The organism is Vibrio sp. 10N.286.49.E11, from assembly GCF_041469505.1.
Lineage (GTDB): Bacteria > Pseudomonadota > Gammaproteobacteria > Enterobacterales > Vibrionaceae > Vibrio > Vibrio crassostreae_C.
This window is the reverse complement of the sequence record NZ_JBFRKQ010000027.1, coordinates 25,449-41,670: the sequence shown is the minus strand read 5'-3', so window position 1 is coordinate 41,670 and position 16,222 is coordinate 25,449. Positions and strand designations below refer to the sequence as shown.

The 16,222-nt window shown below is 45.7% G+C and carries 13 protein-coding genes; 1 reads left to right on the top strand and 12 read right to left on the bottom strand.

The window, feature by feature from the left end; all coding sequences use genetic code 11:
- Window positions 1-92: 92 nt before the first annotated feature.
- Entirely contained in the window at window positions 93-1,412 is a 1,320-nt protein-coding gene (gene dcm, locus AB4167_RS04790; protein ID WP_372136282.1) for a DNA (cytosine-5-)-methyltransferase, read from the top strand.
- A gap of 47 nt (window positions 1,413-1,459) precedes the next feature.
- Here dcm and AB4167_RS04785 read toward each other — a convergent pair whose 3' ends face one another.
- From AB4167_RS04785 to AB4167_RS04730, 12 genes are all read right to left on the bottom strand, one after another.
- Window positions 1,460-1,804 carry a hypothetical protein gene (locus AB4167_RS04785; protein WP_061034023.1) on the bottom strand — a complete coding sequence of 115 codons (345 nt, stop codon included), beginning with the start codon at window positions 1,802-1,804 and terminating at the stop codon, window positions 1,460-1,462.
- 548 nt (window positions 1,805-2,352) lie between these two features.
- The gene (gene rlmJ / locus AB4167_RS04780) at window positions 2,353-3,219 is read right to left on the bottom strand and encodes a 23S rRNA (adenine(2030)-N(6))-methyltransferase RlmJ (protein WP_372136217.1); all 867 of its coding nucleotides are present in this window, start codon (window positions 3,217-3,219) and stop codon (window positions 2,353-2,355) included.
- Between the two features lie 200 nt (window positions 3,220-3,419).
- Window positions 3,420-4,373, bottom strand: a complete 954-nt coding sequence (gene secF, locus AB4167_RS04775; protein WP_372136216.1) for a protein translocase subunit SecF — start codon at window positions 4,371-4,373, stop codon at window positions 3,420-3,422.
- 2 nt (window positions 4,374-4,375) lie between these two features.
- On the bottom strand, window positions 4,376-6,175 hold the full coding sequence (gene secD, locus AB4167_RS04770) for a protein translocase subunit SecD (RefSeq protein WP_372136215.1): 1,800 nt from the start codon (window positions 6,173-6,175) through the stop codon (window positions 4,376-4,378).
- A 276-nt stretch (window positions 6,176-6,451) separates the two neighbouring features.
- Entirely contained in the window at window positions 6,452-6,916 is a 465-nt protein-coding gene (locus AB4167_RS04765; protein ID WP_102320392.1) for a hypothetical protein, read from the bottom strand.
- Window positions 6,917-7,208: 292 nt separating this feature from the next.
- Complete coding sequence (locus AB4167_RS04760; RefSeq protein ID WP_372136214.1) at window positions 7,209-9,983, bottom strand: M16 family metallopeptidase; 2,775 nt, start codon at window positions 9,981-9,983, stop codon at window positions 7,209-7,211.
- Window positions 9,984-10,222: 239 nt separating this feature from the next.
- Window positions 10,223-11,053, bottom strand: a complete 831-nt coding sequence (locus tag AB4167_RS04755; RefSeq protein ID WP_372136213.1) for a LytR/AlgR family response regulator transcription factor — start codon at window positions 11,051-11,053, stop codon at window positions 10,223-10,225.
- A 72-nt stretch (window positions 11,054-11,125) separates the two neighbouring features.
- Window positions 11,126-12,160 (bottom strand): sensor histidine kinase, encoded by a 1,035-nt coding sequence (locus tag AB4167_RS04750; protein WP_372136212.1) that lies wholly within the window; start codon window positions 12,158-12,160, stop codon window positions 11,126-11,128.
- A complete protein-coding gene (locus AB4167_RS04745; protein ID WP_372136211.1) occupies window positions 12,160-13,452 on the bottom strand; it encodes a hypothetical protein in 1,293 nt (430 codons plus the stop codon). The genes AB4167_RS04750 and AB4167_RS04745 overlap by 1 nt, the downstream gene beginning before the upstream one ends.
- 9 nt (window positions 13,453-13,461) lie before the next feature.
- The gene (locus AB4167_RS04740; RefSeq protein ID WP_372131337.1) at window positions 13,462-14,244 is read right to left on the bottom strand and encodes an outer membrane lipoprotein-sorting protein; all 783 of its coding nucleotides are present in this window, start codon (window positions 14,242-14,244) and stop codon (window positions 13,462-13,464) included.
- Window positions 14,237-15,514: an ABC transporter permease gene (locus tag AB4167_RS04735; protein ID WP_372136210.1), complete on the bottom strand. Its 1,278-nt coding sequence runs from the start codon at window positions 15,512-15,514 to the stop codon at window positions 14,237-14,239. The genes AB4167_RS04740 and AB4167_RS04735 overlap by 8 nt, the downstream gene beginning before the upstream one ends.
- Window positions 15,502-16,200: an ABC transporter ATP-binding protein gene (locus AB4167_RS04730; protein WP_137001626.1), complete on the bottom strand. Its 699-nt coding sequence runs from the start codon at window positions 16,198-16,200 to the stop codon at window positions 15,502-15,504. Before AB4167_RS04730 ends, AB4167_RS04735 begins: the two co-directional genes overlap by 13 nt.
- Between the last annotated feature and the right edge of the window lie 22 nt (window positions 16,201-16,222).

Here is a 16,222-nt window from a genome sequence, read left to right as displayed (position 1 = left end):
AAAAACCGGATAAATACTTGCAATTATCTATGTTCAAATATACAGTGCTAACCATTACCGGGGTAAAAACCGGATATCAATAGAGAAATATGGTGCACAAATTGAATACATCCCATTATATCAAAGAGTTAAGAAAGAAACTTGGCTTAGGGCAGCGAGAGCTAGCAAATTTGATAGGATTAGGAAAAGACGGCGAGAGAACTATTCGTGGCTGGGAAGTAGGAGAACATAAACCTTCCCCTCTTAAATGGGCAAAGATTGTCGATTTAGAAGACGAGATGAAAAAGTTTTACGACAATGCTCCACTAAAGCAAGGCAAACTAGAAGATGCCAGCTTTCGTTTTATTGATCTTTTTGCTGGTATTGGGGGTATTCGCTACCCTTTCCAGCAATTAGGTGGCCACTGTGTTTTCACCTCTGAGTGGGATAAATTCGCCCAAAAAACGTATTTGGCAAACTATGGCGATATGCCAAATGGCGATATCGTGCAAATTAAAGCTAAAGATATCCCAGATCATGAAATTCTTTTGGGTGGATTTCCGTGCCAAGCTTTTTCTCAAGCGGGATTAAAACAAGGCTTTAGTGACACCAGAGGAACGATGTTCTTTGAGGTTCAGCGCATTTTAGCGACAAAACGACCTAAAGCCTTCCTACTTGAAAATGTAAAGCAGCTTAGAGGACATGATAAAGGTCGTACTCTAAAAACAATCATGGATATCTTACAAGGAAAACATGATCAGCAGATCCCTGAAGATGTACCGATGAGTGAAGAAGCCCGCCGTGCTCTGCAAGATAAGCTGAATTACTGGGTTGATGTCCGTGTTTTACGAGCTGGGGACTTTGGCGCACCTCAAAACCGAGAGCGAGTATTCATTATTGGTTTTGATAAGGACCAGTTCCCAGGCGTAAATTTCGATGACACATTCAATTGGCCTGAACCACCAAAAACACCGACACGTGTTGGAGATATCCTACAAACACAAGAAGAATTGGCTGCAGACCATAAAGAGTATGGTAAAGACCGTTTTACTATCTCAGATAAGCTGTGGGAAGGACACCAAAAACGTAAATCGGAGCATAAGACTAAGGGCAATGGCTTTGGTTATTCACTTTTCAATGCCGAGAGTGAGTACACAAATACCATTAGTGCTCGATACTATAAAGATGGTTCAGAGATACTCATTGACCAAGTCCATCTCAATAGAAACCCACGTAAGCTAACACCCCGTGAGTGCGCTAGGTTACAAGGTTTTCCTGAAAGCTTTAAGGTTGATGCTGTTTCTCAAAACCAAGTCTATCAGCAGTTTGGTAACTCAGTTTGTATGAATGTAATCCATGCCGTAGCTGGACAGATGGTCAACACGCTCACGACCGCAAACCAATTAGCGGGCGAGCAATGCCAAGCTAGCTAAAGGTCTTAAAGGTAAGCCCCACTATTGGGGCTTATCTACAATAAAAACTACTGGATTAACTCTATCCAAAAATCTCCCGATGGATCCTTACCCAATGCTAACGTGCTTCCTTCTTTAGCTAAATCCATGACTGCATTTGTTTGAAAGTAAAGTCGGTACTCAGAGCGTGTAGGATGATTTACACGTGCGTCATACCAAGTAACACTGCTTGTCACGTACCCATTTTGACCTCGAATAGAAAAACGAGCATCAAAAGACTGTTTGACGGAACCTAGAATACTTTTTAGTTGGGTTACGCCGTTTAATTCATGCTGATTAGAGCGATTTGGCTCCGCTTCTACAGCTGATAGTGTCTTAATACATGCAGGGTTCAGGCTAAGGGCTTTTATCATTAGAATCATTCCTTTTATCGTTATCCTTCATATAGATGGGGCTATTAAAGCAAATATCAAGAGTCACCTCCTCATACTTCACTTACGTTCTTTCTATAGCCTAAAGCTTCTGGGAGAAAAGTTAAAAACACTTAAATGTTCTCAGCACTAAGTAAGCATCTTTCAAAAAAGTGAACTGAGGTACTTTCCTGCATTTTTCATCTTCTTCGCATTTACAGTAAGGGAGGATAAAATGACTGTGACTGTCGTCATCATAAAAATAGAAAAGAACCTGCGTGGACATTTCCTTCAGTCAAAAGAAAGGCTCGCGTGACTAGTGCGAGCCTAATGCAGTTTAGGGGGTAAACCACAATCTGATATTAATTTGGGCTAATTATTTAACTTATGAGCCATTATGCACTTGCGCGCATTGATATTCCATTTTTAAATGATTCACTGCAATTAATCAATCGATAAAAGTTAGCGTTTGGTCAATTTAAACCACACAAAGAACAGTGAATTAGTGAACTGTGTCTACTAATCCACCAAAAAGCCCCTACATATCAGGCTTATAGACTTTTCATTTGCCAATAGCCTTCGCCATTGGTTGCAAACTGACTATGTAAATAATCGAGCGTGTCAGCAACCGTCCCTGCAATGCCTTGTGGTGGGTTAAATAGCAGCAAGCCACTGCCAATAAGGCGGTCATCTCCTTTCGGATCGCGCAATCGTAATTCCGACTTTATCGGACTTGGCAACAAGCCATCTTTTACCGCTGTCACACAGTGGTCCAATATTAGAGAGCTTCGATCATCTGTGTATAACGGATACCAAATTAACGCAGAGACTCTCTCCGACTGCTGATAGACCTTAACCAAAGCATCGATCACCGCGAGATATTCGGAATCCGTTTCGTAAGGTGGATCGATCACAATCAGGTGATGGCTGTCATGTTTCGCAACATCGTCAGGCAGAGCTTTAAGTCCATCACCCGCAGTAATGGTCAGCTTGCTAGAGACATCCAGGTCACGTTGCAACTTCTCAATGTTGGTTTGCAGTAAATCGGCTTCATCTTGCTGAATGTCTGAAAAATAGAAGCTATCTTGGCTGCGACCTTGTTGATAGGTAATCGCCGCCGAGCCGGGATACAGCGTGATAAGTTGATTCGGATTGTAGTATTCCAGTACCGACATAAAAGAAGCGAATGCCGGAGGAAGATAAGCCTTATTGCGCCACAAGTACCCGACCCCCTCAGCAAACTCACCAGCATGATTACTGGGTGCAGTAGTGAGGTCATAACACCCTGTACCAGAGTGCGTGTCGATAACATTGAGGCGTGAATGTTGCTGCATTAATGACTGAACAAGTGCACTCAATACTGGATGCTTTAGCGCATCACCATGGTCGCCTACATGACATTGATGTCGATATTCCATTCCCTTGCCTCATTTCTACGAACGTCATCTAAACATACTTCATATCATGAGGGCTTGCCTGCTCAATCCATCGTTTTTTGAAATAGGCTCTCTTTTCTGTAACTGTTTGACTCTTATAAAAAATAAAGCCCCTCGTTTTGTTATAAACGAAGGGCTTATTGACGTTACTGACTAAGTCGTACTGTTAACCAATAGATAACCTAACGGTACTCGCCCTCAACTTCTACTGGCGCTTTCACTTGGTAGTGACAAGGCTGTAGACCAAGTAGCTTAGGCAGTGTGATACCGACAGACACTGAAGACCACGTACCGCTGACAATACCGACAACCAATGCAATTGCGAAACCTTGCAGTGCCGCGCCACCAAGCAGCCAAAGCGCTGATACGGTGATTAGCGTTGTACCTGAAGTCACCATGGTGCGTGAGAAGGTCGCTTTAACCGATTCGTTAAGCAGGTTATCAGTATCACCGTTTGGATTGCCGCGCAGCATTTCACGAACACGGTCGGCAATGATGATCGAGTCATTCAATGAGTAACCCAAAATCGCTAACACCGCCGCCAATACGGTCAGGTTGAACTCAAACTGAGTAAAAGCGAACAGACCCAAGATAAGCGTCACGTCATAGATGATCGCGGCAAGCGCGCCGAGAGCTAAACGCCATTCAAAACGTACACTCAGGTACAGCATGATCATTAGGAAACACACCAATACCGCTAAGCCACCTTGGTCAACCATGTCTTGACCAACTTGAGGGCCAACCACGCTGCTGTTAAGCACTTTTACTTGGTCGCTAACAGAAGACAAAGCATCCACTAAGTTTGGCTGTCGAGCGTCTGTCAGTTGGCTATAACGGATTGTCCAGCGATCCTGTTCTGCCATACCAACCACTTGCACGTCTTGTTGGAAAGCTGTATCAAGTTTTGTTTTTAACGCATCTTTGGTGACTTGATCAGAGAGCTGAACCTCGGCAACCACACCACCTGTGAAGTCCAAGCCCCAGTTAAAACCTTTCACCGCCACCAGCATCACAGAGCTCATGAACAGCACAATAGATATCGCAGACATCACCTTACGAAGGCGAGTCATATTCTTATCCGAAATATAGCTATTTGAAAAATAGCGGTCTGAAATAGTCATTTTTGAAGTACTCATGCTTAAATCCTTACATCGTGGCGCTGGTCACGCCCCCAAACCAAATTGATGATCGCTCGTGAAGCAAAAATGCCCGTGAACATACTGGTTAGAAGACCTAAGCCCAGTGTCAGAGCGAAGCCCTGAATCGGCCCATTACCGATTGTGTATAGAGCCACAGCAACGATCATGGTGGTGACGTTAGCATCGAAAATTGACGAGAATGCGCTATCGAAACCACGATCGATAGAGCTAGCAAAGCTGCGCCCTTCTTTCATCTTGTCTCGAATACGCTCGAAGATAAGCACGTTAGTGTCCACCGCCATACCGACGGTCAGTACCAAGCCCGCAATACCCGGCAGAGTTAACACCGCCCCCGGTAGCAAGGCAATCAAACCAAACAACGTGGTCATGTTAACCACCAATGCACAGTTCGCGACCCAACCAAGGCGGCGGTACCATAGCGCCATAAACGTGAGAGTAAGACCAAGGCCAAGCGCTAAAGCAGCAAAACCATTCGTTACGTTTTCAGCACCCAGAGATGGGCCAATGGTACGCTCTTCAATGATGGTAACAGGCGCTGTTAATGAACCTGCACGTAGCAGTAGAGCAAGCTCTTGTGCTTCTGCCATGCTGCCTGCACCAGTGATTCTGAAGCGGCTACCCAATTGAGATTGGATGTTCGCCACACTGATCACTTCACTGGTTTTTTCGCTATTACCGGCTCTGTCACGGCTGTATTCGCTGTAAACGGTCGCCATTGGCTTACCGATGTTATGGCGAGAAAACTCAGACATTTTCTTACCACCAGAAGAATCCAGCGTGATGTTTACTTCTGCACTGCCCATCTCACCAATGCCACTGCGTGCATCGATAATGTGTTCACCGCTCAGCACCGCTTTGCGAGCAACCACGACACGATTACCATCTGAATCTTTCAGAGTTTGAGTATTGCGCGTTGCGTTGTCGTACACAGAGTAGAACGCAAGCGAAGCAGTAGCACCAATCACATCTTTCGCGGCTGCAGGGTCTTGTACACCCGGTAATTCGATACGGATACGGCTTTCACCTTGGCGTTGAATCGATGCCTCAGTGATGCCTAGCTCTTCAATACGGCTGCGCATGATCTGCAGGTTTTGTTGAACCGTTAGGTTGCGTAGCGTTCTTTGTTCTTCTTCAGACTGAGTTAACGTTAGCGATTTATCTGAACGGTCACGTTGCCATTGTGGGAACTCTTCACGAATCAGCTTTTGTGCTTTATCAAAATCGGCATCAGTACGGAAGTTAAACTCAACTTGGTTGTTCACCACTTTACCGCGTGCATAACGCACTTGGCTGTTGATTTCATCGACCACAGATTGCGCTTGTGCGTGGTAAACCGGTTCCATGTCCACTTCTAGCAAGAACTGCACACCACCACGTAAATCAAGGCCTAACTGAATCGGTGCGAAGCCCATGTCAGTCAGCCATTTAGGAGCTGCTGGCTCCATCGCTAGCGCAACCGTCGCGTTGTCCAATAGGCGCTCATTCAGCACCTCTTTGGCTTTCGCTTGTTGCTCTGCATCTTCCAAGATCACAACCAAACGGTTGTCTTTTTGAAATGCCGATTTGGCTTGGATGCCTTCGCTCGCAAGGTATTGGGTAATTTGACTCGCATCGATGGCCTGTTCAGAACGGTTGTTAATTTGAACCGATGCATCTTCGCCATACCAAGAAGGTAAAGCACTCAGAACCATGATGATGATAGTGGCGATAAGCACCGCGTATTTCCACTTTGAGTAGTGGTTAATTTGTTTTCTTTGAATGCGTTTTTTCACAGTCAAGATCTCTTCTTTCTACCAATCACCGTAAATACGTGCTCAAAAATAGCACCAGAAAAAAGCAGTGATCGAGCATTTTAACCAGCTAGGGTGACCAGTTATTTACTACGATTGGTATGTCTAATATTTTGCGAACACGAGCGATGGCTAATCACGACCAGAACAAGCTGATTGAAAGATAGTGATGCTAAAGCTGATGTCGCTATGTTTGTCTTGGTTAACTGGCGAGTTCAATGGGCACTAGGCGACCATCGATACGACCAATTTAGGGTCAAACGATTAGCTAAGAAGTTCTCGGAAATGCGAGTATTGGATGTTGCCCTCTTTCCACCCCGAAAGCCGGGAAGACGGAGAACTCACAATACTGGTCCAGTGCAGCTTGGAATCCAACAACGGCGTGTTGAAGAGCAGGGAAGCCAGTATTGAGGGGGGAGAGAAGTCAATCAGTAGATGATAAGCAGGCTCAAGATCGGCCACGCTTTCTTGCTCGTTACTGAGCATACGTCTGAAGTTTGCTGCTTGAAGGCTTGATTCGGTGTCGTGATAGTTAGAACTGTCACCAGAAGGCACGGTGCCAAACTGAGTCTTATCGCACTCTAAGTAGCTCGACGGATTATCCGTATCAGCTTGTTTACAAAGATCATTCTGTGAAGATTGCTCTTGAGCCGAGTATATTTGAAATGGCTTAGAAGGAAACGAATAGCCGTTAGAATTCACTAAGCCAAAGCTCAGTAAAAACAACATTAAGACTAATCGGGTACCCAGTTTAAGCAATCTAATATCCAAACAACATTCTCGTAGATCGTCAATCTACAATACAAATGAAACGCTGTCTTGATTTAAAACATTTTTTTAGAAAATGATACGATGCAACCGATTAAGCGATCTCAAAATTTAGATTTACATAGATCTAAAACGGCTTAACAACAGGTGAGGCATAGACGTTATGAATGGTGGGAAAACAAGAAAGCCAAGCGGTGCTCGCTTGGCTTTGAGTTGTCTCTTTCTGTTGGTTTCAAGCTTTAGGCTTTAGGCTTTAGGCTTTAGGACGCATGATGTTCTTAACCTTACGGCTATCTTCACCAAAGATGCGTTGGACAAGTTGATTCATGTCTTCCGCAGTGATCGACCTTGCCACTCGCTCAACTTGAGACAAAGCTTCGATATCGTAACCATGAAGTAAATAACGAGACAGGTACCATGCTTGGTCAATAGAGCTCATCTCGAGAGGCGTGAAGTCCGCTTCAAACTGTTTCACGACTGCGTGCATTTCCTTTTCAGAGACGCCTTGTAAAAGGTCTGCAATCACTTTATCGATCGCCACTTCGACTTGGTCAACGTTCTCCGGCGCTACCATCGCCCCGATAACCCACTCACCACTCAGCTCACTATCTGCGGATGATGAATACGTATATGGCGAGTAATCTAAGCTCAACTCTTCACGAATACAAGCATCTAAACGAGCCGCCAGCAGTCGTTCTAGCAAGTTTTCCGTGAAGATATCTTTTGCCGTTACGCCTTGGTCGGTTTCGGCTTCAGGTTCAGAGATGACTCGTAAGATGTACTCTGCACTATTCACATTGTTGATCGCTAAATCAATGCGTGATTCAGATGGCTGCTTGTAAGCCACCTTAAATTCAGGAACCTCAGCTTTTTCTAATGGAATCGAAGCCAAGTATTGCTCAACCAAAGGCTTTAATTCACTTGGGTCGATGTCACCCACGATCACCAATTGGTTATGCCTCATTTGACCAAACAATTGCTGATGAAGATTAGCGACGTCTTCCACAGAAACCGCTTCAACACGTTCTTTATCAACAAAGAGGTGGCCACTGTCTTGACGATAGATATTCTGGTTTCTTGCGCGCTCAAACTGACCGACAGGGCTGCTCAAGAAAGATTCTTGACCTTGTACAAACTCCTGTTTCACTGCCTCTAACTGCTCGGGAACAATTTTAGGCGCAGTTATGAAGGTATAAAGCGCAGCAAACGTATCTTTAAGTCCGTCTTTATTGATATTAAATTCAATACCATGACGAGTATTACCAATGAAAGAATCGGCGCTAATATTTTCACGATCAAAGTACGCTAAAAGCTCAGAGCCCGTAAACTCACCGACACCACTTCGAGCGAAGGTAGGTAACGCAACCTCAACAGCTGGGTACAAGCTCGGATCCAAAGCGGCTTTTCCGCCGAGGCTCATGTACATCACCCCAACATCATCACCTGCCTCATAATCACGCAGGTACCACATGTCGATGCCATTGCTTAACGTCCACTTTTGGATGTATGGGTCAATAGACATTTGTTCAGCAAGTACAACCTCGCCTTGCGAGCTAGGTACAGCAAAAGCGCTGGCTGTTCCAATCGCAAGCGGCGCAACTCCCGCCTCGCTATACGTGGCTTTTAAACTATCGAGAGAGTTGATGATCGCGGTTCTGTCTTCGGAGTCATCCATCCCAATAACAATAAAGTAATCATCAGAAAGTAGATTCTTGATGTTGTCGTTAATCACTTCAAGGCTCAAGTTAGCGATGAAAGCTTCCAAGCTTGCTTGATAATCTTTCTGTGATTGGACTATTCGATCATTGACTAACGCACTCACTTTGTAATTCGCGTGTTCAACACTGTCCATTTTATCCCAGTTATGCTCGATGTTATCCAGCAAGTCTTGGTAGTAGTACAGTTCGCCAGCAATATCCGTTTCCGAAACACCAAAATCACGCAATGATGCCAATGTAGAAAGCAGATCTTGTTGGATAACTTCACGGTCTCCAGCCGGAAACCCAACACTTATTGACGAATAGTAAAAAGCGCCCATTCGATAACTATCAGATGCAATCCATTGAGTCGGGAACGCGGCATCATTGAACACCGCTTCTAATCGTCGTTGAATCAATTGCTGAGCGGTTTCATCTAACCTGCGTTGATTCTGCTGAGCATGATTTTCAACTATATTTGAACCGCGGTTAAACGTCAGAGTGATGCTTGGCGCTTCTCTTCCTGCGTACTCAACATAATCATCTTCATTGAATGAGGTCGTTTTCTGTTTCTCTGGTCTCGGCGTATCGCCACGCTCCCAGCTAGAAAACTTTTCTTCAATAAGTGGAATCACAGTTTTGATGTCCACATCACCAGAAACGACCAGCTCAACTATTTGAGGTTGATACCAAGTCTGATAAAAGTTGCTGATGCCTTGAGGAGTAGCATTCACGATCGACGATTTAGTCCCTAATGCATCTTGCGATTCGTACGGGCCGCCTTCAACGAAGTAATCATAATATATATCTCCGAATGACTTATCATCGAGGCGAGCCATACGGAACTCACCAAGAACCACGCCTTTTTCTTTTTCGACTTCTGAACTTGATAGATCCAGGCCATCACCAATGTCACGCATCCACGTCAAAGCAGACTGCAATTGGATGTTATCTGGCAAATCTAACTGGTAGACCGTCTCTTCATAAGAAGTGTAGGCATTAATATCAGCACCAAAGCTAGCGCCTGCGTCTTCGAATAGACGAATCACATCGTTCTGAGAGAAGTTTTTACTGCCATTGAATGCCATGTGTTCCAAGAAGTGCGCGTAGCCTTCTTGTTGAGAAGTCTCTTGAATCGAACCGGCGTGCACGACTAAACGAACAGATACGGATTCTTCATGATCTGGATAAACATGATAAGTAAGGCCATTTTCTAGTTGGCCTGAAGTCCATGCCGGATCCGGCTGGATTGGCGTTTCGGTAGTTTTTGATGTTGAGCTACAGCCAACTAAGGTGAGGCATAGAGCCGTCGCTAAATAATATGTTTTCATAACAACCTCTTAATGTCATTCATCGACAATATACAGATTGAGCTAACGATTATTATTTAATATTGAACCTGATGAGTATCTTTGTGATCTAGATCTTTATTTTATAAACCACCAATCGTTATGTAAGATCGCTATGCTCATTTAAATAGGCATTTAGATAAGAGCCTAATACATCGATTTTAGACTCGCTAACTACATCTATTTAAAATCAATAAGCTACATAAATTTCAGCCAGTTCTCTACATACCCTTAAACAACGCTTGCGAGGCACGGCTGATCGGTAGCTTCTCGCCTGACACATAAGCCGACATCTGACCGGAGAGTCCTTTCTTCACCTTATCAATGGCGGAGACTTTCACCACCACTGAGCGATGGATCTGCCAAAACTCATCCGGGTTAAGCTGCGCAATCAGCTCTTTCAATGATACGCGAAGGATATACTCCTCTAGCGAACCGCCTTGGCCCTTCTTAAATATAGACACGTACTTGTCTTCCGCTTTGAAGTAAGCCACATCATCGACAGCGATAAGATGAATGTCTTCTCCGACACTGGCTTTGAGCCATGTGAGATACTGTTGCTTATTTTGCTGGGAAGTCGACTGGGATAGTTGTTGAAGCTGAGCCATTAACGCCGTGATATCGGGCTGTTCTGGCGTGGTACCTGTTTGTGTTTGATTGCTCGACAGACGCGCTTGCACTTTCTGACATGTGGCCAGTAAACGCTCTTCATTGATTGGCTTAAGCAGGTAGTCCATCGCATTGTGATCAAAAGCTTTGACCGCGTATTCGTCATAAGCCGTGATAAACACAATCAATGGCGGTGAATCTAACTTGTTGAGTTGTTTCGCCAGAGAGATACCATCCAGTTCCGGCATACGAATATCGAGAAAAGCCACGTCGGGCTTAAGCTGCTGAATACTCTGCATCGCCTCCAAACCGTTTTGTGCTTTACTGACGATTTCTAACTCCGGCCAAACCTCAGCAAGGCTCTTGTCTAAGTGGTGCCTTAACAGTGCTTCATCGTCTGCGATTATCGCCGTTACGCTCGGCTGTACTGTTGGGTTGTTCATGGTTAGTCCTTTAAATTCACACTGTAAATCGTCTATTTTGCGTCACTGTTCGGTGTTTTCTGATCTGTAATTCTAGGCGGCTGCCTCAGTCAACGGTAACAAGATCGTCGAGACTACCCCGCCTTCAGCGTGTTCAGTAATCGTTAGGCTCGCCTTATCACCATACAGGGTTTCGATTCTTTGACGAATATTGCTTAACCCAACACCGTGACCCGTATTCGCAGAAGGCGTTTTCAACCCAGCGCCATTATCAGCCACTTCAATTTTTAGCTGCTGTGCTTGTTGAGTAATACGAATATTCACTTGGCCACCAGCGGCTTTGGGCTCGATGCCGTGCGTGAGTGCATTCTCGACCAAAGGTTGAATCAAGAACGGTGGAATCACCTGCAAATCGCTAATCTCGTGTATTTCAATCGAGAACGTTAAGCGCTCACCCAAGCGTATCTTTTGGATATTAAGATAAGCGTCTAACAAGTCGACCTCTTGTGCGATGGTCGATTGTTCAGTGCGGCTGTTTTTCAGAGTTACACGCAATAAGTCAGTCAGTTTTTCGAGCATCAACTTGGCTTTCGCGCTGTCACTCTCAATCAATACATTGATGGTCGCAAGCGTGTTGAACAGGAAGTGCGGCTCAATTTGGCTTTGCAGTTGTTTAAGCTGACTGAGTACCACCACCTTTTCTTGATCAGCTTGGCGACGCTTGGCCACTTCTAATTCATTGTCGGCACGTAACTGCTGCTCTCGTGTGTAGAAATAGTAATAGCAAACCGAACAGAAGATCACACCGAGCAAGACTACAGATTTAAGGTCCGAGATATTGGCTCCAAAATATCCGTTCAACCAATAGTGCGCGTTCAAGGTACCAAAGGTCATCGCGATCACCATTGAGATACCCACTTCAAGCGTTCGAGATGTCCTCTTAAACAACTTAACCAAGATGAAAGAAGAACCTACGGCGCTGTAACCAAAGCCAAAACTGATTGCCAGGTTAACCGTTAAACCACCGCCCCAAATCGTATGAGTTGTAATCGCAATAAGAACACAAAATAGCGTGGTCAGCGTAAAGCTTTTAATCCATGGAAACTTACTGTTTGAAAAAGTGTTCATTAAAATCGTCCTTTGATATTTAAAAGAATCATATGACTATCGGGTAAGTTGGCGTAAGCAGAATCACTTTTACCGCCTAGAAAGCGTGCAGCAAGTTCCAAATCCAACGATGAATTGCCATTATCTAAAGCCTGATAGTTGAGCCACTGGGTCGCAATAAAGCCGCCGTCTTGAGGAGACAACATCACATCAAATGTCGGCGTGATATCTTCAAACCAGCCATGTGTCGAATCCAGAGACCAGTGAAACATAATGTTGTGTTGAACCAAATTGGCGTGTTGATACCCTTGAGCGTAAGAACCAGCCAGTAATGCTGTCATCGGATTAACCGACAATGACTCGGCACTTTCTATTGCGCTTTGCCACTCAGAATCACTCCACGCTCGGCTATCAAACCAATATTCCAACACCACATTATGGCCAGTGTCATTTGCCCATGTTAATCCGGCTAACGCTTGATAGGCCTCGCCCTGCTCTTCGAGGTAAACAGGTTTAAGCATTGAATCAGGCTGGCTGTAGCCAAGGCTTTGTCGTTGATAGACCACCGAGCCATGAAACTCCCAAGCGAGATTCAACACCGACACTAAACTCGCCCCAAGCAAGCCGTGGCGTACATCGTCATAATAAGCAACCCACTGATACTCATGGTCACCCACTAGGTTGTAACGACGCAGCCCAAAGCCTTGTTGCTGGTTTTGCTTTTCGAATTCATTTACGTCTTGAGAAGTCCACGAAGAATCACTGTAAAGCAGTATCCATTCTCCTGTCATATCGAACAGTGACGCCGAGGCAACACCCGCGCCCTCCTCTGCGACAATGCCCACTGGGTTTTGTCGATACGGCTTGATGATGTCTAACGGTCGATAGCCATAACCGACACCCCAATCGAGGCGAACCTTGCCGAGCGTCACATCGAGGTAATGGTCGCCGATTAATGAATTCGACAGCTCAACGCCCCCTTGCCAAAACAACTCACGCACAATGAATTCCGATGCAAAGCTCGCGTCTTGTTGTTGAGGGTTATTGCTTAGAATATCATTGGCTTTAACTGCGAACAGACCAAGCCAATTGTTATATCCAACCTCTAGATCCAGCAAGCCATTTAAAGACTGACGATTATCAGACGCTAAAGGGCTAAATGGTGACTCTCTCGATTCAATCACTTCTGCACTGAGTTGCCAATCCCACGCCAAGCTCAGGTCGTCCGCTTGAATCGTGTTACTCACACAAGGCAGCACAAGGAAAGTAACGATTAAAGGCTTTATGTGGAATCGGCAATTGGAAGCTTTCATGACGCTCACCTACAGCCCAGACACGCTGTTACGCGATAAGTAAGCAGGGTTGTAGTATTTGTCAGCCAAGGCTTGTTCACTCACCTCGCGGTACTCAATCACGGTTTTCTTACTCGGCTGAATCTTATCGAGCAAGGTCATCGACACCACTGTTGGTAATCCATCACGCACGCCTTCAGTAAACCAAGCTTGTTTCGCCAGTTTTCCAGAACGCAGATACAGATCCGCTTTAACTGGGAATGCACGGTCTGCTGTTAACCACAGATCAATCGACTGGTAACTCGCCCCCTTGGTTTTCGCCGCGAGCTTTAAGTGATGGGTATCGAGTGTCTCGCCAGTCGGCATCTCAACTTGTTGCTCGGCAACCCACTCACCTTGGTAATCTTCACTCCAAGTGAGCGTTGAAATATCGCCTACCGAGGCTTCACCCAATAGCTTTTGCATCGGTGTAATACGAATTGGTCGACGAGATTTCGGCATCAACAGCCAATAGTTATCTTCAATCATCAGCATCTTTTGACCAGCCTCGACGGCTGATTTAAAGACGACTAATGACTCTCGATTTGGTCTTGTATAGACGTTGTATTCACGGGTTTTGTCCAGTTGCTCGTCTTGATATAGCGCCACCAGAGAAACCACTTTAGACGCCTGTTCGCTGTTCAAGCGATAGCTATCCGCCTTGGCGATCATCTCTGTGACTTGTTGTGAATCGACTGCCCAGCTTGGTGTCGATGCTAGAACCAAAACCAATACAGAACCTAAAACAGTGAGTGAACGAGTAAATTTATACATAAACCAGCGCCTCCGTGATTGGCTTATTCACGCCTTTGCGAGCAGAAAAATAAGCAGCTAGCAAACATATCGTCAACACACCTAAAGTGGCGTAACCAACTAATTCCAATGAGAAGTAAATGTTGAGTGGGTAACCCTCGGTTCTGCCGGGAGGTGGTGGCATTTGGATATCCACCACCAGCAATAACACCGACACTAAACCGCTCACTAGTGCGCCTATCGCACTACCAATCACAGCCAATAATCCCGCCTCTTTTAGAAAACCCGCCACGATTTCAGATGGGTAACTGCCAAGTGCCGACAAAGTGCCAATTTCACGAGTGCGTTCCGTCACCGACATGGTCATGGTGTTGAACAGCGACACAAACACTACCAATGCCATCACTGCGCCCATGATGCCGAAGATACAGTCGTAAAGGTCTTTAACCTTGGTGTAGAAAAACGCGCGATCTTGCCATGGGGTGATCTCAATATCTGAGCCCTCTTGACCAACTTGCTTGTCCAAAGCCAATTGGATGCGTTGTTGAACCGTCGAAGTCTTGTTGGTTTCAAAAACAAAGACCGACAAGGTGCTGACTTTATCTGACGCTAAAAGCTCTTGGGCAGTGGTGATGTGTACGTATAACTGACGTTTGTCTAGCTCAGGAACACCAGTCGAGTAGATACCCTGAACCTTAAAATCGAAAGCGTTGAGAGCGCCGTCACTGGTGGTGGCGAGCAGTGTCACCCAATCACCAACGGCCACTTTGAGGTTGCGAGCAAGGTCGGTTCCGAGCATCACTTGTGGCTCTTGGCTGTCGTATCTTGGTGATTTCACATCAGAGAGAGTTTGACCACTGCGCACATCAAGGAATGGTCCTTTCATATCGAACTCGCGCTCATTGACGCCCGTTCCCATAAAGATGGTCGATTTGCTGCCGTTAGACACCAAACCACTAAAATAGACTCGTGGCTGCACACCACGCACGTCACTGTCGCCAATAATGCTCTTGGTTAGGGCTTGAACATTGTCTAGACCATTGCTCAGCGGCATGTCTTCATCTTGCTCAAAATATCCCGGTGTGCTCAATGTGAGATGACCAGTATCGCGCGCGGTCGATTCACGCAGAGATTCATAGGTGTAAAGCCCGTAGCCTCCAGCCGAGGTGAGTGCAAATACGGCGATGGCGATGATCAACACCGACAACAAACTGCGGCGACCGTTTCTAAATAAATTAAGCCACGCCAAGCGAAGCGATTGCAAAAAGCCAAACTGCATTAACTTGCCCATGAGACTGCCTCCTTGTTTGACACTGAAGAAACCAACTTACCGTCCACCAACTCAATCACACGGTCGCAACGGTTAGCCATTCTTGGATCATGGGTCGCAACAATAAAGGTGGTGCCAAACTCGTGGCCAAGCTCGTGCATAATATCGATCACGTTATTAGCAGTGTGGCTGTCTAAGCTCGCTGTCGGCTCATCGGCGATTACTAAGCTTGGGTTGTGGATTAGCGCTCTGGCTATTGCGACACGTTGCTGTTGGCCACCTGAAAGATTGTCTGGGCGATGATGTACATATTCGCCTAGCCCAACACGCTCCAACATCTCTTGTGCTCTGGTCTGCTGTTCTTGTTTCGAACATTGGTTCAACATCAATGGGTAGGCCACGTTCTCAAGTGCCGTCATCACTGGAACCAGATTGAAGCGCTGAAACACAAAACCCAGCGACTGACGACGAAAACGCGCAGCGGCGATTTGCTCAGTCGGATACGGTTGGCCATCAATATTGATCTGTCCTCGATAGTCCATATCCAACAAACCCAAAATATTCAAAAGTGTGCTTTTCCCTGAACCAGACGGGCCACACAACGCCACCATTTCACCGCGCCGGATATGTCCATCGACCCCGCTTAATGCATCAACACGTTGACCGCCCGTGACATATGCTTTGCAGATATCTTTAAATTCAATCATTCCTTTGTCCTCCGCTGACCCA

Coding starts and splice junctions, on each gene's coding strand:
- AB4167_RS04785 (WP_061034023.1), bottom strand. CDS start 1,804: ATGATAAAAGCCCTTAGCCTGAACCCTGCATGTATTAAGACACTATCA.
- rlmJ (WP_372136217.1), bottom strand. CDS start 3,219: ATGGAATATCGACATCAATGTCATGTAGGCGACCATGGTGATGCGCTA.
- secF (WP_372136216.1), bottom strand. CDS start 4,373: ATGAGTACTTCAAAAATGACTATTTCAGACCGCTATTTTTCAAATAGC.
- AB4167_RS04765 (WP_102320392.1), bottom strand. CDS start 6,916: ATGTTGTTTTTACTGAGCTTTGGCTTAGTGAATTCTAACGGCTATTCG.
- AB4167_RS04760 (WP_372136214.1), bottom strand. CDS start 9,983: ATGAAAACATATTATTTAGCGACGGCTCTATGCCTCACCTTAGTTGGC.
- AB4167_RS04755 (WP_372136213.1), bottom strand. CDS start 11,053: ATGAACAACCCAACAGTACAGCCGAGCGTAACGGCGATAATCGCAGAC.
- AB4167_RS04750 (WP_372136212.1), bottom strand. CDS start 12,160: ATGAACACTTTTTCAAACAGTAAGTTTCCATGGATTAAAAGCTTTACG.
- AB4167_RS04745 (WP_372136211.1), bottom strand. CDS start 13,452: ATGAAAGCTTCCAATTGCCGATTCCACATAAAGCCTTTAATCGTTACT.
- AB4167_RS04740 (WP_372131337.1), bottom strand. CDS start 14,244: ATGTATAAATTTACTCGTTCACTCACTGTTTTAGGTTCTGTATTGGTT.
- AB4167_RS04735 (WP_372136210.1), bottom strand. CDS start 15,514: ATGGGCAAGTTAATGCAGTTTGGCTTTTTGCAATCGCTTCGCTTGGCG.
- AB4167_RS04730 (WP_137001626.1), bottom strand. CDS start 16,200: ATGATTGAATTTAAAGATATCTGCAAAGCATATGTCACGGGCGGTCAA.